Source organism: Streptomyces sp. NPDC003011, from assembly GCF_053591515.1.
Genome location: NZ_JBSFTY010000058.1, coordinates 45,210 through 64,618 on the forward strand (window position 1 = coordinate 45,210; position 19,409 = coordinate 64,618).

Sequence of the window (19,409 nt, forward strand, 5' to 3'; positions counted from 1 at the left end):
ACCGGACGCCCCGGGGTGCTCACCGAGCCGGACGGTCACCGCGCGCGCGTGGAGCCGTCTCCTGCCGGAGTGACTCGGCGGTCAGGGGACGTGCCGTGGCCACTCCCGCCAGCAGCCCCGCGCCGACCGACACCGTCGTGAAGCTCAGCGCGTTGCCCACACAGGCGATCATCGCCAACGCCGTCAGGGCCGCCCCCGCGGTGAGCGCGACCGGCGTGGGACGCCGAGTGCGCCACAGCGCGTACAGGATCCAGCAGAAGGCCGCCGCCAGCAGGGCCACACCGGCGACGCCCTGTTCGGCCGCCTGCTGGAGAGGTGCCGAGTGCGGTCTGCCGTCGGAGAGCGGTGTCCGGGTCGCCGTGCCGCTGAGCTCGCCGAAACGGCCCGGCCCCACGCCCAGCGCCGCGTCCTCGCGCGCCAGGCGCAGGGCGTCCTGCCACAGCCCGACCCGGTGCCGGGTCAGCCGGCCCTCCAGGGAGGCGACGAGCCCGTCCGGCAGCACGCTCCCGGCGACCGCCCAGGTCAGCCCCGCCACCAGAGTCACGGACAGGGCCAGCCCGGCGACACCCGCCCCCGGTGGCGTACCCGGCCCGTGGCGAGCGAGCACACCAGCACCGCGACACAGGCGGCGAACCCGCCGACCGAGCCGAGCACGGCAGCGGTCACCGCGATTACGGCCGCCAGCGCGCGCAGCGCCAGGCGCGGGCCGGCCGAATCGGTGGCCCAGGCGGCGCAGCACGCGGCACCGGCGGACAGGGTCAGCAGAGCCGCGGTGGCGCCGGCGTGCCCGAGCGGCGTGACGACCTCGGGCCCGGGGGACAGCTGCGGCAGGCCCACCGTGAGACCGAGCCCGGCCAGGGACCCGGCAGCCGGCGCGGCGACCGGCAGCAGCGCCCCGCAGATCCGCCCCGCGGCATAACCGGCGGCCACGGCCAGGAGCGCGAGCAGCACTCCCTCCGGGCGGCCGTCGTGCACGGCCGCCGTGGTCAGGGCCCAGGCGGCACAGGCCCCGAGAATGACGACGCCCCACACGTCGGAAACGTTTCGTCTGTCGTCGTCGTCCGCCGCCGGCTCCGCACCGGCCGCCGCCGTCATCCCCGTGGAACCCACCCAGCCCCCCGAACCCGGTCGCCCCCGACCCGTGTCGTCCCGCTCGCGCCGCGCGTCACCGGCCCGTACGACCACGGACTGGGGCACACCGTAACGGCTGATGGGCGGTTTGTGGACGTGCCGGACGAAGTTGCGCGGAACGCCGCGGCCGACGTGCGCGCCCTCGGGCGGGACGGACCGCGCTGTCGGCGTCGAGGCGGGCCGCCGTACACTCCCACAGTGACCGTCACCGCAACTTCCGTGGACGAGTCGGACCAGGTGAGGCCGCCGACCGCGCCGGTATCGCGCGGCGCGCGGCTCCTGCGACTCGTTCCGGCCGCCGCCGCGGCGCTCTCCGGAGTGCTGCTCTACGTCAGTTTCCCGCCCCGCTCCCTGTGGTGGCTGGCCCTGCCGGCCTTCGCCGTCTTCGGGTGGGTGCTGCGCGGGCGCGGCTGGAAGGCGGGCCTCGGCCTCGGCTACCTCTTCGGCCTCGGCTTCCTGCTGCCGCTGCTGGTGTGGACCGGCGTGGAGGTCGGCCCCGGACCCTGGCTGGCGCTGGTCGTCATCGAGGCGATCTTCGTCGCGCTGGTCGGCGCCGGCGTCGCCGTGGTGTCGAAGCTGCCCGGGTGGCCGGTGTGGGCGGCCGCTCTGTGGATCGCCGGAGAGGCGGCACGCGCGCGTGCGCCGTTCCACGGCTTCCCCTGGGGCAAGATCGCGTTCGGGCAGGCGGACGGGGTCTTCCTGCCGCTCGCCGCGGTGGGCGGCACCCCGGTCCTCGGTTTCGCCGTCGTCCTGTGCGGCTTCGGGCTCTGCGAGGTCCTGCGGCTGGCCCTAAAGGCCCGGCGCACCCAGGCCGTACGGCGGTCGGCGGCGGCCGTCGCCCTGCTGAGCGTGGCGGTGCCCGTGCTGGGCGCGGCGGCCGCCCGGCCGCTGGTGAGCGACCGGGCCGAGGACGGCAGCGTGACCGTCGCGGTCATCCAGGGCAACGTGCCCCGGGCGGGGCTGGAGTTCAACGCCCAGCGGCGGGCCGTCCTCGACCACCACGCGCGGGAGACGCTGCGGCTGGCCGCCGAGGTCAAGGCCGGCAAGGTGGCCGAGCCCGACTTCGTGCTGTGGCCCGAGAACTCCTCCGACATCGATCCCTTCGCCAACGCCGACGCGCGCGCCGTCATCGACGAGGCGGCCAAGGCGATCGGCGTGCCGATCTCGGTCGGCGGTGTCGTCGAGCGCGAGGGCAGGCTCTACAACGAGCAGATCCTGTGGGACCCGGTCGAGGGCCCCGTCGACACCTACGACAAGCGGCAGATCCAGCCCTTCGGCGAGTACCTCCCGCTGCGCTCGCTCATCGGCGCGATCAACAGCGAGTGGACCTCGATGGTCCGCCAGGACTTCAGCCGGGGCAGCGAGCCGGGCGTGTTCGACATGGACGGCGCCAAGGTCGGCCTGGTCACCTGCTACGAGGCCGCCTTCGACTGGGCCGTGCGCTCCGAGGTCACCGACGGCGCCCAGATGATCTCCGTGCCCAGCAACAACGCGACCTTCGACCGCAGCGAGATGACCTATCAGCAGCTCGCCATGTCCCGGGTGCGCGCGGTCGAGCACAGCCGGACCGTCACCGTCCCGGTGACCAGCGGTGTCAGCGCGATCATCATGCCGGACGGACGGATCACGCAGAAGACCGGCATGTTCGTGGCCGACTCGCTGGTGCAGAAGGTGCCGCTGCGCTCCTCGCAGACGCCCGCCACCGAGCTGGGCATCCTGCCGGAGATCGCTCTGGTGCTGGTCGCCGCGGGCGGACTCGGCTGGGCCATCGGTTCCGGCGTGCGCGCCCGGCGCGCCGGTGACGTGTAGCGGTACGCCCGTCGCACGCCCTGGGAAGGGCGCGGGGGCGCCGAAGATCGCCCATTAGAGTCGGGGCCATGGCTACTCCTGACTTCATCCGTTCCCTGCGGACCTCCATCGGCCACGATTCGCTGTGGCTGCCCGGCGTCAGTGCCGTGGTCCTCGACGAGGAGGGCAGAGTGCTGCTGAACCGCCGCTCGGACACCCGCAGATGGTCGCTGATCGGCGGTATCCCCGAGCCGGGCGAGCAGCCGGCGACCTGCGCCGTGCGGGAGGTCGAGGAGGAGACCGGGGTGCGCTGTGAGGTGGAGCGGGTGATCGCCGTCCAAGCGCTCCACCCCGTCACCTACGAGAACGGCGACGTGTGCCAGTACATGGACATCGCCTTCCGCTGCCGGGCCGTCGACGGGGAGGCGCGGGTCAACGACGACGAGTCGCTGGAGGTGGGCTGGTTCGCCGTGGATGGCCTGCCCGAGCTCAACGAGTTCGCGTTGCTGCGGATCAAGCAGGCCCTGTCGGACGCCCCCACATGGTTCGAACCTACGAGTTCCGAGTGAAGTGTGGGGGATGACCACATGGGACCGGTGGTGGATGCTGCCTAGGGTCGGGGCATGACCGCTCGCAGTGCCCTTCCGGGACCCCACGCCCCCACGCTCGACCTCGGCGGCCGCACCGCCCTCGTCACCGGTGCGGCCGGCGGCATCGGCCGCGCCTGTGCGCTGCGGCTCGCCGCCGCCGGGGCGAAGGTCAGAGCGGTCGACCGGGACGCCGCCGGTCTGGAGGCACTCGTCGAGCGGGGCCGCGGTCTCGCGGGCACCGTCGACGCGCAGGTGCTCGACCTCACCGACCTGGACGCCGCCGAACTCGCCGCAGCGGGCACCGACGTCCTCGTCAACAACGCCGGGCTGCAACTGGTGCGCCCCATCGAGGAGTTCCCGCCCGATGTCTTCCACACCGTGCTCACCGTGATGCTGGAGGCGCCCTTCCGGCTCATCCGTGGCGCCCTGCCCCACATGTACGGGCAGGGGTGGGGCCGGATCGTGAACGTCTCCTCCGTGCACGGGCTGCGCGCCTCCGCCTACAAGTCGGCGTACGTGGCCGCCAAACACGGCCTGGAGGGGCTGTCCAAGACAGCCGCCCTCGAAGGAGCGCCCCATGGGGTCACCTCGAACTGTGTGAACCCGGCCTATGTGCGCACACCACTGGTCGAGAAGCAGCTCGCGGACCAGGCCGAGGCGCACGGGATCCCGAAGGAGCGCGTGCTGTCCGAGGTGCTGCTCCAGGACAGTGCCGTGAAGCGGCTGATCGAACCGGAGGAGGTCGCCGAGGCCGTGGCGTATCTGTGCGGCCCGCAGGCCTCCTTCATGACCGGCACCTCACTCGTCCTCGACGGCGGCTGGACCGCGCACTGAGCGGGTGGGGCCGGGCCGCCCGCGGAGTTTTCCACAGGGCGGAACGGGCGGCCGGGCGATGGTGAATCCTGTGAGCATGTCCCGCGATCACGTGCAGTCCACCGAACGAGCCGGAGCCGCCGGTGTCTCCGGAGCCGCCGATGTCTCCGGTGCCGCCGGAGTGTCTGGTGCCGCCGGTGTCACCGAGGCCGTCGATGTCACCGGTGCGTCGGCCGACGGTGTGCCGAGCGACCGTGCCGCGATGCCGGCCCTCGGCGGTGCGGGCGCCGCGCCGGTGCCCGGGGGCGGGGAGACCCCGGCCCCGGCCCCGGTCTCGGCCCCGGCCCCGGTCTCGGGCGAGGCCGGCACCTCCCCGGTGCCCGGCGTTGCCGAGGCGCCGTTCCTGGAGCTGCTGGCCCGGGGCGCGTCCGCCGAGGCCTATGAGCAGCCGGTGCTGGTCGCCCGCGCCGAAGGACGGCCGGCCGAGGAGACAGCGGCGCTGGAGCGGGCCAAGCTGCTCGCACTGCGGGTGCGCGCGGAACTGGAGGGACGGCGGCGGCGGGAGGCGGAGCTGTCCGCGCTCTTCGAGACCGCCCACGACCTGGCTGGGCTGCGCGACCTGGACGCGGTGCTCCAGGCCATCGTGCAGCGCGCCCGGTCGCTGCTCGGCACGGACATCGCCTACCTCAGCCTGAACGACCCGGCGCGCGGCGACACCTACATGCGGGTCACCGAGGGTTCGGTCGCGGCCCGTTTCCAGCAGCTGCGCCTCGGGATGGGCGAGGGACTCGGCGGTCTCGTCGCCCAGACCGCCCGGCCGTACGTCACCGACGACTACTTGAAGGACGACCGCTTCCGGCACACCCGCACCATCGACGCGGGCGTGCGCGACGAGGGCCTGGTCGCCATCCTCGGCGTGCCGCTGACGCTGGGGCCGCACGTGATCGGGGTCCTGTTCGCCGCGGACCGGCGGGCCCGGGTCTTCGAGCGGGAGCAGATCGCGCTGCTCGGCTCGTTCGCCGCGCTGGCCGCGGCCGCCATCGACACCGCGAACCTCCTGACCGAGACCCGCTCCGCCCTGGCCGGCCTGGAGCGGGCCAACGAGATCATCCAGGACCGCAGCGGGGTCATCGAGCGCGCCTCGGACGTCCATGACCGGCTCGCCGAACTCGTCCTGCGCGGCGGCCAGGTCCATGACGTGGCCGCCGCGGTGTCCGAGGTTCTGGACGGCACGGTGGAGTTCACCGAGGCCGCCGCCGCACCCGCGCGGGCGCTGGAGGCGTCCCGCGCCGACGGACACGCGGTGCGGCACGGGGACGACTGGATCGCCGCGGTGGCCGCCGGCGGTGAACTCCTCGGCGCGCTGGTGCTGCGCGGCCATCCGGGGCTCGATCCCGTCGACCAGCGCACCTTGGAGCGTGCCGCCATGGTCACCTCGCTGCTGCTGCTCGCCCGACGCTCCGCCGCCGAGGCCGAACAGCGGGTGCGGGGCGAGCTGTTGGACGACCTGCTGGACGCCCGTGACCGCGATCCCCGGCTGCTGCGCGAGCGCGCGTCCCGGCTGCGCGCCGATCTCGACGCCACCCACGTGGTGCTCGCCGCTCGTCTCGACGGCGCCGCCGCCGACGCCGACCAGGAGGCGGACGCCCGCAGACGCCTGTGGTCCGCGGCCTCGCATCTCGCCGCGACCCGGCAGGGTCTGGCCGCCGCCCGGGACGGCGGCACCGTGCTGCTGCTGCCGTTGGATCCGGGCGACACCGCGACGGAGCTGGCCCGTCGTACGGCCCGCCATCTGGGCACCGCCGTGCACGAGCCGGTCACCGTAGGCGCCTCCGCCCCCGTCGGGAACCTCGCCACCCGGCCGGACGCGGTGGCCGCCGCCTACGAGGAGGGCCGACGCTGTCTGGACGCCCTACGGCTGCTGGGCCGCTCGGGCGACGGGGCCGCCGCCGAGGACTTCGGCTTCCTCGGGCTGCTGCTCGCGGGGGACCGGGACATCACCGGCTTCGTCGACCGCACGATCGGCCAGGTCGTCGCGTACGACGAACGGCGCGGCACCGACCTGGTGCGCACCCTCGACGCGTACTTCGCGAGCGGGATGAGTCCCGCCCGCACCAAGGACGAGCTGCATGTCCATGTGAACACGGTCGCCCAGCGGTTGGAGCGCGTCTGCCGTCTTCTCGGCGACGACTGGCAGAGTCCCGCCAGGGCCCTGGAGATCCAACTCGCCCTCAGGCTCCATCGGTTGTCCGGGTCGGGACGGCACTGACCCCCGTACGCACGCACGTACGGGGGCCGGGCCGGAGCCGTTGACGGCTCAGACGGTGCGCGCGTCCGCCGCCGGTGCCTTCGCGGGCGGCGCGTCGGCGGAGGGCTCGATGTCGGAGAGGTCCCGGTGGCGGGTCTCCTTGGCCACACCCACGGCGATGACGGTCAGGACGGACGCGGCGATGACGTACAGGGCGATCGGGGTGGAGCTGCCGTAGTCGGCCAGCAGCGCGGTGGCGATCAGGGGCGCCGGGGCGCCCGCCGCGACAGACGCGAACTGGGCGCCGATGGAGGCTCCGGAGTAGCGCATCCGGGTCGAGAACATCTCGGAGAAGAAGGCGGCCTGGGGTGCGTACATCGCTCCGTGCATGACCAGGCCGACGGTCACGGCGAGGAGCAGGTTGCCGAAGCCGCCGGTGTCGATGAGCGAGAAGAAGGGGAACATCCACAGGCCCACGCCGACGGCGCCCAGCAGATACACGGGACGACGGCCGACGCGGTCGGACAGGGCGCCCCAGGCCGGGATCACGGCGAAGTGCACGGCCGACGCGATCAGCACCGCGTTGAGCGCGGTCTGCTTGGAGAGGCCGGCCGACGTGGTGGCGTAGACGAGGATGAACGCGGTGATGACGTAGTAGCTGATGTTCTCCGCCATGCGTGCGCCCATCGCCACCAGGACGTCCCGCCAGTGGTGCTTCAGCACGGACACGAGCGGCAGCTTCTCGGCCTCCCCCGTGTGCGTCGCCTTGCGCGCCTCGGCCTGCGCCAACGCCTGCTTGAAGACCGGCGATTCATCGACCGACAGCCGAATCCACAGTCCGACGATCACCAGTACACCGGAGAGCAGGAACGGTATCCGCCAGCCCCAGTTGCCGAACGCGCTGTCCGACAGGACGGCGGTCAGCAGCGACAGCACACCGGTGGCCAGGAGTTGCCCCGCGGGCGCGCCGGTCTGCGGCCACGAGGCCCAGAAGCCGCGCCGGCGTGCGTCCCCGTGCTCGGACACCAGCAGCACGGCCCCGCCCCACTCGCCGCCGAGCGCGAATCCCTGCACCAGCCGCAGCACGGTCAGCAGGACCGGAGCGGCGGTGCCGATGGTGGCGTGCGTGGGCAGCAGCCCGATCGCGAAGGTCGCCCCGCCCATCAACAGCAGGCTCAGCACCAGCAGCTTCTTCCGGCCCAGCCGGTCGCCGTAGTGCCCGAAGACCAGGGCACCGAGCGGACGCGCGGCGAATCCGACGGCGTACGTCAGGAACGACAGCAGGGTGCCGACGAGCGGATCCGAGTCGGGGAAGAACAGCTTGTTGAAGACGAGGGCTGCCGCCGAGCCGTAGAGGAAGAAGTCGTACCACTCGATGGTCGTGCCGATGAGGGACGCGGCGACGATGCGCTTGAGGCTGGCGGGGGTGTTCGGGGAAGGGGGAGCGGGTGCTGCGGAGGCCATGTACGCCACTTCCTCGTGTGCGGTGGGGACGGGTACGTATCGGCACACCGTAGAAACGCGCACGTCAAGCGCACATGTGGCGAGACAACATAGTTCCGGGTCGAGGTGTGCGCGTGGCCCCCATGCCGGTGTTCAGGGATCCGGACCGAGAGGGCTGTTCGGGCCCGAACCGACCGTGTGCCGAAGATGCCGTGCCGATGCGGCGCCGTTCGGGCAGGTGCGGTGATCGAGGCGGCCTGAGGGACAACGGTGACGGCGCCGGGCATGGCCGCCCGGAACGAGGCCCCTGGTGCAGCCCGTCAGGACAGTCTTCTACGGCGGCCTGTGGTCGCCTCCCGGAGCAGTGCCGGGGACATCGTCGTCGTCCGTGGCGGTGTGCTCGCGGAACCGCGACGACACCGCATCGAGGATTCGTCCCGTGGAGGCCGGGGCCGACACGGCCGGCCGCCGGTCGGGAGCCGCGGAGGGTCAGGCGGCGTTTTCCGCCGTGAGGGCGTGGTTTGGCGTGGAGTAGAGCGGGATGACGTCGTCGAGGCCGACGATGTGCAGGACATCGAGCACGGGTGTCGGGACGTCGGCCAGGCGCAGCCAGCCGCCTCGGGTCCGGGCCGCGTTGTTCGCGGCGACGAGGACGTTGATGCCGCTGGAGTCCATGAAGGTGACGTCACCGAAGTCGACGACCGTGAACCGGGCGGAGCCGTCCTGGGCGGTGAGCGCCTGGTGGAAGATGCCGGCCGTGGTGTAGTCGATCTCTCCGGCCAGGGCCAGGACATGCACGCCGTCGGCGGTGGTGCGCTGGGAGACGGTGAAGCGGGCCTGGGTCACGCCGTCTCCTGCCCGATCGAGGTGGGTCCCCTCCTGCTGGAAACCCTTGTCCTCAGGCAAGCGTATGGCGCAGCGCGATGTCAACCGCGTCCTGAGAAGCGGGCTGAGATGTGGTGTGCTGGGGCAGGCGGCAGGACGGTGGGCGGTGTGATGCTGCGCGGGGCAGCGTGAGTGCGGTCGGTGCCGGTCGGTGCCGCACGGCACCTGGCCACCGGCTTCCTGGCCCGGATGCGGGCCGCGCACGGTCTGCCGGCGTCGGAGCGGGCCATGGGGATGACGCAACCGGTGGTCAGCGAACTGTTCACCCGCGGTGAAGTACGCGCCGGGCCCGGTCATGCTCGAACCGCGGATCAGGGACGGTCCGGCCCGGTGCGGGTGTCGGTGGGGGGCAGCGGTCCGGCCCTACCGGACGTCGGCGCCACCGGCCCGCGGCGAGGGGCGTGATGGCCTGGAGATCACTCCCGCTGTCAGTCAGGCGTCGCGTACGAGGTGCGCCGTGAGCCGGCCGGCACACGCGTCGCGGCAGTGATCGTGCCGGCGGATGGTCCGGGCGGGAACATCGCCGGCCGCACTGCCCTGTGACATCCGACGGCATGGGCGGCGTGATTCGGGGAAGGCGGATGGGATGCCGTCACCAGCGTCTCTTGCCGTCCAGGTCCGGCATGCCCTCAGCCAGGCGGGCTTCCATCTGGTGGCGCAGACGGACAGCGGGACGTCGGGCCTGCAGGTGGGTGAGGTTCCCGCAGGTGTGATGGTCAGGTGGGTGGCCTCCGACGGGTTCCACGCACTGGCGGCCGACCGGTCCGGCCGTCCGGACGGCGGCATTCGGGCGGTCGTACAGGCGGCGATGGCGGGAGTTCTCACGCAGCGCGGACACGTCGTCACAGCGTCGGAGAGAGACGGCATCCTCGTGCTGCCACCGCTGGCGGCGCCTTTCCCGCAATGCTAGAGAACAGTCGTCAGCGCGGCGGTGACGTCAGGCTTGGCATCGGGCGGGGGCGTCGGCGGGGGTAGCGCCGGTGGCGGGCGTCCGTCCTACCAGCGTCCAGGCCGTCGACGGATGCTCGCTTCCGACCGGGGTCGGCAGCACGGCTAGAACGCGGCCGGCCGTCTGCGGCAGCGTGGTGGTGCGGCCGGTGCACTGCGATCGCCCACCCTTGTCGTGACGCCCCATCAGCGGCCACCGGCGCGTAACAGTCGGCGGCCACGTCCGCCCGCTCGACGACCTCATCCGCCGTGCGGACCCCCCACCCCATGCCGAACGACACGACTCACGTACGCGACCGGGCCAGGTACGCCCGGTCTTCACCCGGACGCGGCGTGACGACGGTGACGGGCCAGGGGTTGGCACTGATGCGGGCGCGGGCAGCCGCCCGTTCGACGGCCGGTGGAGGCGGACAGGTATGGATCTTTCGGCGGTCAGGGCCGTGCTCGACCCGCGCGGTGGCGTGCGGTGGGAGGAAGGTGATGCGTGGCTGGCCGGCGGCACCTGGCTGTTCTCCACCCCTCAGCCCGGGGTGTCCCGTCTGTGGGACGTGTCCCGGATGGGGTGGCAGCCGGTGGTGGCGGGTGAGAGCGGGGTGGAGGTCGCGGCGACGTGCACGGTGGCGGAGCTGCTGGCCTTCGCTGTACGGCCGAATGGTCCCTGGTCCGATGCGCGTGCGCTGATGGCGGACTGCTGCCGGGCGTTCTCGTCGTCGTTCAAGGTGTGGAACAGCGCCACCGTGGGCGGCAATGTGTGCCTGGCGCTGCCGGCCGCGCCCATGGTGTCGATGGCGGTCGCCCTGCACGGCGTGTGTGTGCTGCGCGCCGCCGACGGCCGCGAACGGCAGCTGCCGGTAGGTGACTTCGTCACCGGTGCCGGCCGGACGTGTCTGCGGCCGGGAGAGATGCTGTGCTGTCTGCGGCTGCCGGCCGCGGGCCTGGTTCAGCGCACGGTGCTGCGCCGGGTGAGTCTGCGGCCCGGCGGGCATGCGGCGGCCCTGGTGATCGCCGCCTCGGCCCCCGACGCCGGGGATGTCACCTTCACGCTCACCGCGGCCACCCCGCGCCCCGTGCACCTGTCCTTCCGCGGGCTGCCCACGGCGGCCCGGCTGCGCACGGCGACCGTGCGGGCGCTCGACACAACGGGGATCGTGGACGACGCCCACGGGTCCCCCGCGTGGCGTCGCCACCTCATCCAGCACCTGGCGGAGGAGACACGGCAGGCACTGGAGGCGCAGCGCTGACATGGCCTTCTCGATCCTGCTCAACGGCCGGCCCGTGTCCGAGCCACCAGCACCCGGGCAGTGCCTGCGCACGTATCTGCGCCGGCAGGGCTGCTTCGGAGTGAAGAAGGGCTGCGACAGCGGTGACTGCGGCGCCTGCACCGTGCACGTGGACGGCATGCCCGTACACAGCTGCCTCTACCCTGCCCTGCGCGCCGCGGGACGGGCGGTGACGACGGTGGAGGGTCTGTCGGAGGAGAACCCGCCGCACCCCGTGCAGCAGGCCTTCACCGCCGCCCGCGCCTTCCAGTGCGGCTTCTGCGCCCCGGGATTCGTGATGACCGCCGCCGCCCTGGACCAGTTCCAGGACACCCCTCTCACCGAGACCCTCAAAGGCAATCTGTGCCGCTGCACGGGCTACCGGCGCATCGAGGAAGCCATCCGGTCGTCGCGGGAGGATCGCACCGCCGATGTGCAGGCCGCCACCGCGGCCGGTGACGCCTGTGCGCCGGTGCCGTCGGGGGCTGACGACGTCGTCACCGGCCGGGCCCGCTTCACCCTCGATCGCCCGGATCCCGCCGGGCTGCTGCACGTCAGGCTGGTGCGCTCCGAGCACCGGCATGCGCGCATCCTCGGCATCGACACTGCCGGTGCCCTCGCCGTGCCGGGCGTTCACACCGTCCTGACCCACCAGGACGCGCCCAGGACTCGTTTCTCCACCGCGCTGCACGAGCACGCCGAGGAGGATCCGGCCGACACGCGTGTCCTGGACGACGTCGTGCGCTATGCGGGCCAGCGCGTCGCGGCGGTCGTCGCCGACACCGAAGCGGCCGCGGAGGAGGGCTGCCGCCGCCTGCGCGTCACGTACCAGACCCTGCCCGCCGTCACCGGTCCGGAACACGCGCTGGCCGCGGGCGCGCTCCACGTCCATCCCGGCGGCAACGTCGTCGAGGAGGTGCACACCGCCACCGGTGACCTCGACGCCGGACTGGCCGAGGCGGACCACCGCTACGAGGAGACCTTCCGCACCCACCGGGTGCAGCACGCCGCGCTGGAAACCCACGCCACCCTCGCCTGGCAGGACGACGAGGGGCGGCTGCACGTCCACACCGCCACCCAGGCCCCGCATCTGACCCGCCGGCTTCTGGCCAAGGTGTTCGGCCTGCCGCCGGGGCGGCTGCACGTCACGGCCGCGCGGCTGGGCGGCGCGTTCGGCGGGAAGCAGGAGATGCTCACCGAGGACATCGCCGTGCTCGCCGCCCTGCGGACCGGGCGGCCCGTCAAGATCGAATACACCCGCGCCGAGTCGTTCGCCACCACCACCCGCCACCCCTTCCAGGTGCGTGTGACGATCGCCGCCCGCGGCGACGGCAGGCTCACCGCGCTGCGGCTGCACGTCCTGTGCGACACCGGCGCTTACGGCAACCATGGCCCGGCCGTCCTGCGTCATGCCTGCACCGAAGCCCTGAGCCTGTACCGCTGCCCCAACATCACCGTCGACGGCTGGGCGCTCTACACACACAGCGTCCCGGCGGGCGCCTTCCGCGGCTACGGTGTCGGCCAGATCGCCTTCGCCGTCGAGTCCGCCCTCGACGAACTCGCCCACACCGCCGGCCTCGATCCCCTGGCCCTGCGCCGCCAGGCCTGTCTGCGTCCCGGACAGACCGCACCGGCCCTGACGGCCGACGCCACGCCACCTGTCGCTGACCACGGCATCACCGGCTGCCTCGACCTCATCGCATCCGCCCGCGCTCAGCACATGGCCGCACCCGCGGCGCTGCCCGGCCCGTCCTGGCTGGTGGGGCAGGGCATGGCCGTCACCGTCACCCCCACCCTGCCCTCCGACGGCCACCTCGCCCAGGCCACCGTCACCCTGCGCGCCGACGGCACCTACGACCTGTGCACCGGCGCCCCCGAGTTCGGCAGCCAGGCCACCACCGCGCACCGGCGTATCGCCGCCACCACGCTGGCCACCACAACCGACCGCATCCACGTCCGTCAGGGCGACACCGACCTGCTCACCCACGACACCGGGGGCTTCGCCTCCACAGGCTCCACCCTCACCGCCCGCGCCGTCCACGGCGCCTGCCTCCGCCTGCGCGCCGCCGTCCTCGACGCCGCAGCCGCCCACACCGGCACCGCACCGGACGACTGCCGCCTGAGCCAGGACGCCGTCGACTGCGCCGGCCGCCCCCTGCCCCTGCTCCTGCTGCACCGAGCCGCGCACCGAGCAGGCCGACCGCTCACCGCCACGGCGACCCGCGACACCACCGGCACCCCCGGCCTGGCGGCGAACGCCCAGTGGATCCGTCTCGCCGTCGACCCCGACACCGGCCTGGTCACCCTCCTCGAGTCCGTCCACGCCAGCGACGCCGGCACCGTCCTGGACCCGCGACAACTGCGCGGCCAGATCGAAGGCGCCGTCGCCCAGGGCATCGGCACCACCCTGATGGAAGACCTGCGCACCGATCCTCACGGCCGCGTCACCACACCGGACCTGCGCACCTACCCGATCCCGCACGCCGCCGACGTGCCCCACACCGACGTCCGCTTCGTCCGCACGCCCGATCCCGATGACCTCCTCTGCGCCAAACCCGGCAGTGAAGCCGCCTTCAACCCCGTCGCCCCCGCCGTGGCCAACGCCCTGCGCGACGCCACCGGCATCCGTTTCACCACCCTCCCGCTGCGCGCCGACACCGTCTGGGCCCGACTGCACGCCGGCACCTTGGGCAGCGCAGGGACCGGCGAGCCGGCACAGGCCGGTCCCTGAGGCCGAATCTCGACCACGCACTGCCCCGCCCGGCGGCGCCGGACGCTGCGAGAGCAGGGGCGTAGACGCCGTGCGGGTCGGATGAAGGAGAAAGGAGAGGGGCACCGGCTGCGCTCCGCCGGCGTCGCGGCGGGCGACACGGCCTCGGTGCCCGCAAGCGTCACGATGATGTTCGCGTCCTGGTCCCGGGCGAGTTCCTCCACCGCCTGGGTTCGTCCGCTGCCCGCACCGATCTCGCCCACGTGCTCCCTCACTGCCGCTGACCCCTCCAGGGCGACAACCGCCTGCGGCGGCTGACCGACACGGAATCCGTCACTCGCACAGTGAGGCTCCCGGCGCACGGTGAGGGCGAAGGCGGCTGATCGGGTGATGTGGAAGCCTCTCGGGCCGAGACGTGACACGCGTTCTCCGCCGGCGGTCAATCATCGGGACGGGCGCCGGCGTCACCGCCACACCCCGGCAGTACAGGGGATGCCGGTCGCGCCCCGCTCGACCTGGCCGACACCACGAACCGAGGCGGAGTCCCCATGGAGACGCCCTACGCCTGCTATCTGCAGCTCCCCGACCTCCTGAGCCTCCAGCAGCCCCGAACCCCTGACGACCAGTCGGCGCAGTGGGCGGACGAGCGCCTCTTCATCACCGTGCACCAGTCCGCCGAGTTGCTGGTGAGCCAAGCGTTGGTGGACCTGAGAAGGGCGTCACAACAAGCCCGCTCCGGCCCTGACCCCACGGCCGTCACCGCCCTGCGCCGTGTCACGGCCGCGATCCGCCTGCTTGAGGGTCACCTCGAACTCCTGGACCACCTGAGCCCTGAAAGCTTCGCCTCGTTCCGGCCGCTCCTCGACCATGCGAGCGGAGCACAGTCACGTCAGTTCACCGAACTGTTCCGGCAGATCACCGCACCGGACGGCCTCGCCGCGTCCACCACGAACCCTGGCGCGACGACGCCCCGGGGGAACGACTCGGTCGAGCGGGAGCTGGCCGACGAGGTGCGGGCGCTTCGCGCCGCAGTGACCCGGTGGCGGACGAGGCACCTGCTGCTCGTCGAGCGGATGATCGGTGACCAGGCGGGCACAGGCGGGACCTCGGGCCTCGCGTATCTGCGCTCGCAGATCGATGCGCCGCCCAGTACAGACGGTGACGGCCAGTGATGGCTGGTGATGGTCAGTGACGGTCAGCGGTGAGCAGTGGCGAGCAGTGGGGAACTGGGACCTTTCTCGGACTTCCGACCGCGTCAAGACACACGTCACACGTCGTGTTCTTCGGTCGGGTCATGGCCCGGTCTGAATCCTCATCAGCGGACACGAAGGACGTCTAGGGCTGTGAGCGCGACGTGGAACTCGGTGCGCTGTTCGCCGGATTCGAGGTCGCAGTCGAGCAGGCGCTCGATGGTGCGCAGGCGTTGGTAGAAGGTCTCGCGGGACAGGCCGCCGCGGCGTGCGGCGCTGGTCTTGTTGCCCGCCGCGTCCAGGTAGTGGCGGAGGGTCGGCAGCAGGTCGGTGCCGTGCCGGGTGTCGTGGTCGATGAGGCGGCCGAGTCGTCGTTCGGTGTAGTCCTGGATCCGGGTGTCCGCGCGGAGGGCGTACAGCAGGCGGCGCAGGCCGACATCGGACAGCTCGTGGAAGGAGCGGTCCGGCGGGAGAGACTGGTCGGGCGGGGTGGCCTCGGCCACGCGGGTCGCCTCGTGGAAGGAACGGGGGACGTCAGTGAGGTCGCCGACCTCGGTGCCGACGCTCACGACGGCTCGCGGGGCGAGGTCGAGCACCGTGCGGCTCAGCCGTTCGACCGCCGGCCGCCAGGCGGAGGAGGGACTCAGGGCGAGCAGTACTCCCAGGCGGCCGGGGGCCAGTTCGCCGACGAGTGCGGGGACCCCTGTCGTTCGTAGTTCCTGGGACAGCCGGGTCTCCGGCTTCGCCGTGGTGTCCTGCGCCGGGAGATCCACCACGACCATGAGGAAGTGACTGTGCTCGGTGGGCAGGCCCAGCGCGGCCACGCGAGCGTGGGCGTCCGCGGCGGAGCGGTGGCGCTGCTCGACGAGGTCGCGGAGCGCGTGCCGGTGCGCGGTGCGCTCCCAGGGCGTGGAGTGGATGAGGCGGGCGACGGTCAAGGCCATCGCCGTTCTCTCCAGCACGGTGATGTGTTCCGGACCGAAGGCCGGCCCGTCGGTGCGGGCCGGCAGCATGACCACACGGCCCCAGCGTTCGCCCTGGTACTCGACCGGCGCGGCGAGCCAGCCCTGCGGGCCACGTAGGTCCGTGCGGTCGCCGGGCGGGGTCGCTCTGGACCGTTTCTCCCAGTCGGTGAGTGCCTCCTCCAGCGTGCTCCCGGAGGGCTCGCAGATCAGCGCGTGCTGGACCAGGTTCTCCAGGACGACGGTGCGGCCGCTCATCTCCGCCGCCGCGCGCACCACGTCCTCCGGTCCCGCGCCGCGCAGCGTCAGGGCGCTGAACGCCTCGTGGATCCGCTGGGTCCGACGCATCGCCTCGGCCTGGTTGCCGAGGATGAGGGCGTGGACGACCTGGGTGACCTCCAGGAAGTTGACGTCCTTGCCGAGGGTGATCAGTGGGAGGTCGCGGACCTGACAGGCGTGGACGAGGGCCTCGGGCGGGCGGTGGTAGCGCCGGACGAGTTCGATGACCAGGGCTGCCGCTCCGACGCCGGCGAGTTGGTCGACGTACCGGCGCACGCCCGCCGCGTCGTCGGGCAGCGGCATGCCGGTGGTCAGGACGAGTTCGCCGCCCTTGAGGAAGGAGGCGGGGTCGGTCAGTTCGGTGATGTGGACCCAGCGGACCGGCCGTCCGAGGTGGCTTGCGCCGGTGACGACCTGCGGCTGTCCGGCGGCCAGGACGGGGAGCGCCAGCACGTCGGCAACGGTGAGGGCGCGGCCGGACGCGGTGCTTCGCCGGGCGTCCGTGTCCGGCGGTCGCATCGGCGGGTGGTTCTCGGTCACGGTGTCTCCATGGGGTGCCCCGCTCGGGCCAAGCCGAGCGCGGGGGAGTGCCCGGTCACTGTGACAAGCCCTGCTGACCTGCGCAAGAGGTGTTTCACCCGGTGGGTGCGGCCGGGACGTCCGCATCGCGGCCCACGCGGTTTGACACAACGTCCGAACACCGCCTCTCCGCTGGACACATCGCGCGTTGTCCCGCTCAGGGACGGCCGGGATGCTCGGGAAGCCGGAGCAGAACCCACACCACGCACACCACGCAGACCGCGCAGACCACGCGGAGTACGCGGACCGCACGGGTCACGCGGACCGCACGGGTCACGCGGACCACGCCGGTCACGCGGGAACGCGGACCGCACGGGTCACGTACACCACGACACATGGCCGGGAGACGAACATGACCGCACTGTCGCCGCACCTTCGCCAGGCCACACCCGTGACGGCGATCCGGGGCGAGGGCGTCCACCTCTACGGCGAGGACGGCCGCCGCTATCTCGACTTCACCGCCGGCATCGGCGTCACCAGCACCGGGCACTGTCACCCCAAGGTCGTGGCGGCAGCGCAGGAGCAGGTCGGCACGCTCGTCCACGGGCAGTACACGACCGTCATGCACCAGCCGCTGCAACAGCTCGTCGAGAAGCTGGGCGAGGTGCTGCCGGCCGGCCTGGACAGCCTGTTCTTCACCAACTCCGGAAGCGAGGCCGTCGAGGCCGCGCTGCGACTGGCTCGCCAGGCGACCGGCCGGCCGAACATCCTCGTCTGCCACGGTGGCTTCCACGGTCGCACGGTGGCCGCCGCCGCCATGACCACCTCCGGCACCCGTTTCCGGTCCGGTTTCTCGCCGCTGATGAGCGGCGTGGTCGTCACGCCGTTCCCGGCGGCCTTCCGCTACGGCTGGGACGAGGAGACCGCGACCCGTTTCGCCCTCCAGGAGCTCGACTACACGCTCCAGACGATCTCCTCGCCCGCGGACACGGCCGCGATCATCGTCGAGCCGGTGCTCGGCGAGGGCGGCTACGTGCCCGCGACCCGTGCCTTCCTCGAAGGCCTGCGGGAGCGGGCCGACCGCCACGGATTCCTGCTCATCCTCGACGAGGTGCAGACCGGCGTCGGACGCACCGGGCGCTTCTGGGGACACGAGCACTTCGGCGTCACCCCGGACATCCTCGTCACCGCGAAGGGCCTGGCCAGCGGCTTCCCGATCTCCGGCATCGCCGCCTCCGCCGAGCTGATGGCCAAGGCGTGGCCGGGCTCGCAGGGCGGTACGTACGGCGCCAACGCGGTCGCCTGCGCCGCGGCCTGCGCCACCCTCGATGTCGTACGGGACGAGAAGCTCGTCGAGAACGCCGAGGCGATGGGCGCGCGGCTGCGGCACGGTCTGGAGGCGGTGGCCGACCGGACTTTGGGCATCGGCGACGTACGGGGCCTCGGGCTGATGCTGGCCACCGAGTTCGTCACCGAGGACGGCGGCCCCGACCCGGAGACCGCCGCCCGTGTGCAGCGGGCCGCCGTCGACGAGGGCCTGCTCCTGCTGCTGTGCGGGGCCTGGAACCAGGTCGTGCGGATGATCCCGGCCCTCGTGATCGACGAGACGGCCGTGGACGAGGGCCTCCAGGCGTGGGCGACCGCGGTGGAGGCCGGCACGTCAGGAGCGTCGGCACGATGAGCGACGCCCTCGCGCGGCTGACCGCCCGGCTCGCCGAGACCGCTCCCGGCCTGCGGGTGGAGACCGGCCCCGGCCCGACCGGTCCCTACGCCTACGACGCCTCCAACTACCGGGTCCCGCCGCAGGCCGTGGCCTTCCCCCGCGGCGCCGACGACGTGGTCGCGGTGGTGCGGGCCTGCCGGGAGGCGGGCGTCCCGGTCACCGCGCGGGGCGGCGGCACCAGCATGGCCGGCAACGCGGTCGGGCCGGGTGTCGTCCTGGACTTCTCCCGGTACATGAACCGGATCCTGGACATCGACCCGGCCGCCGGGACCGCGCGGGTGGAGGCCGGCGTGGTCCTCGACGCGCTGCGCGGCGCGACCGCCCTGCACGGGCTCACGTTCGGCCCCGACCCGTCCTCGCACAGCCGCTGCACCCTGGGCGGCATGATCGGCAACGACGCGTGCGGCAACCGGTCGGTGCGGGACGGGCGGACCGGCGGCCACATCGAGGCACTGGAGATCGTGACGGCCGACGGCGTGCGGGCCGTCGCGGACCGCACCGGTCTGCGCCCGGTCGACCCGCGCGACGCCGGCCATGTCGCCCGCCTCGAAGCGGACGTACGGCGCCTGGTCTCCGACAACCTGGCGCAGATCCGTACCGAGCTGGGCCGCATCCCGCGCCAGGTCTCCGGCTACCAGCTGCACCACCTGCTGCCCGAGAACGGGTTCGACATGGCCCGCGCCCTCGTCGGGACCGAAGGTTCCTGCGCGGTCGTCACCGCCGCGACCGTGCGCCTGATCGCCACCGCGCCGGCTGTGGCGCTGCTGGCCCTCGGTTACGACGACGTCGTCGACGCGGCCGAGGACGTCACGGAGATCCTGCGCTGGTCGATCCGGATCGAGAAGCTGCCGATCACGACGACCGTCGGCTGACGTCAACGGCCCAGTCCGCTCAAGAGTGAGGTGACCTGGTGGATCTGCA

Annotated in this window: 11 protein-coding genes and 2 pseudogenes; 9 read left to right on the forward strand and 4 right to left on the reverse strand. The window is 72.8% G+C overall.

The window, feature by feature from the left end:
• Positions 1-19: 19 nt before the first annotated feature.
• A pseudogene (locus ACWD0J_RS27510) lies at positions 20-1,095 on the reverse strand (O-antigen ligase family protein).
• Positions 1,096-1,329: 234 nt separating this feature from the next.
• Here ACWD0J_RS27510 and lnt point away from each other — a divergent pair.
• The 4 genes from lnt (at position 1,330) to ACWD0J_RS27530 (ending at position 6,591) form a co-directional block, all read left to right on the forward strand.
• Entirely contained in the window at positions 1,330-2,940 is a 1,611-nt protein-coding gene (gene lnt, locus ACWD0J_RS27515; protein ID WP_451498531.1) for an apolipoprotein N-acyltransferase, read from the forward strand.
• A gap of 68 nt (positions 2,941-3,008) precedes the next feature.
• A complete protein-coding gene (locus ACWD0J_RS27520) occupies positions 3,009-3,488 on the forward strand; it encodes an NUDIX hydrolase (RefSeq protein ID WP_451498532.1) in 480 nt (159 codons plus the stop codon).
• A 54-nt stretch (positions 3,489-3,542) separates the two neighbouring features.
• A complete protein-coding gene (locus ACWD0J_RS27525; RefSeq protein ID WP_451498533.1) occupies positions 3,543-4,343 on the forward strand; it encodes a 3-hydroxybutyrate dehydrogenase in 801 nt (266 codons plus the stop codon).
• 76 nt (positions 4,344-4,419) lie between these two features.
• Positions 4,420-6,591 (forward strand): helix-turn-helix domain-containing protein, encoded by a 2,172-nt coding sequence (locus ACWD0J_RS27530; RefSeq protein WP_451498534.1) that lies wholly within the window; start codon positions 4,420-4,422, stop codon positions 6,589-6,591.
• Between the two features lie 48 nt (positions 6,592-6,639).
• Here the strand turns inward: ACWD0J_RS27530 and ACWD0J_RS27535 are convergent, their stop codons facing one another.
• Positions 6,640-8,034, reverse strand: coding sequence for an MFS transporter (locus tag ACWD0J_RS27535; RefSeq protein ID WP_451498535.1), 1,395 nt, complete (start codon positions 8,032-8,034; stop codon positions 6,640-6,642).
• A gap of 468 nt (positions 8,035-8,502) precedes the next feature.
• Positions 8,503-8,859, reverse strand: coding sequence for an STAS domain-containing protein (locus tag ACWD0J_RS27540; RefSeq protein ID WP_451498536.1), 357 nt, complete (start codon positions 8,857-8,859; stop codon positions 8,503-8,505).
• Between the two features lie 1,403 nt (positions 8,860-10,262).
• On the opposite strand from ACWD0J_RS27540, the gene ACWD0J_RS27545 reads away from it, so the two are divergent.
• The 3 genes from ACWD0J_RS27545 (at position 10,263) to ACWD0J_RS27555 (ending at position 14,987) form a co-directional block, all read left to right on the forward strand.
• Positions 10,263-11,087 carry an FAD binding domain-containing protein gene (locus tag ACWD0J_RS27545; protein ID WP_451498537.1) on the forward strand — a complete coding sequence of 275 codons (825 nt, stop codon included), beginning with the start codon at positions 10,263-10,265 and terminating at the stop codon, positions 11,085-11,087.
• Between the two features lies 1 nt (position 11,088).
• Positions 11,089-13,836 carry a molybdopterin-dependent oxidoreductase gene (locus tag ACWD0J_RS27550; RefSeq protein WP_451498538.1) on the forward strand — a complete coding sequence of 916 codons (2,748 nt, stop codon included), beginning with the start codon at positions 11,089-11,091 and terminating at the stop codon, positions 13,834-13,836.
• 527 nt (positions 13,837-14,363) lie between these two features.
• Positions 14,364-14,987: a tryptophan 2,3-dioxygenase family protein gene (locus ACWD0J_RS27555; protein ID WP_451498539.1), complete on the forward strand. Its 624-nt coding sequence runs from the start codon at positions 14,364-14,366 to the stop codon at positions 14,985-14,987.
• A 143-nt stretch (positions 14,988-15,130) separates the two neighbouring features.
• Here ACWD0J_RS27555 and ACWD0J_RS27560 read toward each other — a convergent pair whose 3' ends face one another.
• On the reverse strand, positions 15,131-16,765 hold the full coding sequence (locus ACWD0J_RS27560; RefSeq protein WP_451498544.1) for a PucR family transcriptional regulator: 1,635 nt from the start codon (positions 16,763-16,765) through the stop codon (positions 15,131-15,133).
• Between the two features lie 412 nt (positions 16,766-17,177).
• Here ACWD0J_RS27560 and ACWD0J_RS27565 point away from each other — a divergent pair, with 412 nt between their 5' ends.
• Positions 17,178-18,446, forward strand: coding sequence for an aspartate aminotransferase family protein (locus ACWD0J_RS27565; RefSeq protein ID WP_451498540.1), 1,269 nt, complete (start codon positions 17,178-17,180; stop codon positions 18,444-18,446).
• Positions 18,443-19,318: pseudogene (locus ACWD0J_RS27570) on the forward strand (FAD-binding oxidoreductase); the annotation flags it as partial. The gene ACWD0J_RS27565 and the pseudogene ACWD0J_RS27570, both read left to right, overlap by 4 nt.
• Positions 19,319-19,409: the final 91 nt, after the last annotated feature.

Coding starts and splice junctions, on each gene's coding strand:
- ACWD0J_RS27520 (WP_451498532.1), top strand. CDS start 3,009: ATGGCTACTCCTGACTTCATCCGTTCCCTGCGGACCTCCATCGGCCAC.
- ACWD0J_RS27525 (WP_451498533.1), top strand. CDS start 3,543: ATGACCGCTCGCAGTGCCCTTCCGGGACCCCACGCCCCCACGCTCGAC.
- ACWD0J_RS27530 (WP_451498534.1), top strand. CDS start 4,420: ATGTCCCGCGATCACGTGCAGTCCACCGAACGAGCCGGAGCCGCCGGT.
- ACWD0J_RS27535 (WP_451498535.1), bottom strand. CDS start 8,034: ATGGCCTCCGCAGCACCCGCTCCCCCTTCCCCGAACACCCCCGCCAGC.
- ACWD0J_RS27545 (WP_451498537.1), top strand. CDS start 10,263: ATGGATCTTTCGGCGGTCAGGGCCGTGCTCGACCCGCGCGGTGGCGTG.
- ACWD0J_RS27550 (WP_451498538.1), top strand. CDS start 11,089: ATGGCCTTCTCGATCCTGCTCAACGGCCGGCCCGTGTCCGAGCCACCA.
- ACWD0J_RS27555 (WP_451498539.1), top strand. CDS start 14,364: ATGGAGACGCCCTACGCCTGCTATCTGCAGCTCCCCGACCTCCTGAGC.
- ACWD0J_RS27560 (WP_451498544.1), bottom strand. CDS start 16,765: ATGCGACCGCCGGACACGGACGCCCGGCGAAGCACCGCGTCCGGCCGC.
- ACWD0J_RS27565 (WP_451498540.1), top strand. CDS start 17,178: ATGACCGCACTGTCGCCGCACCTTCGCCAGGCCACACCCGTGACGGCG.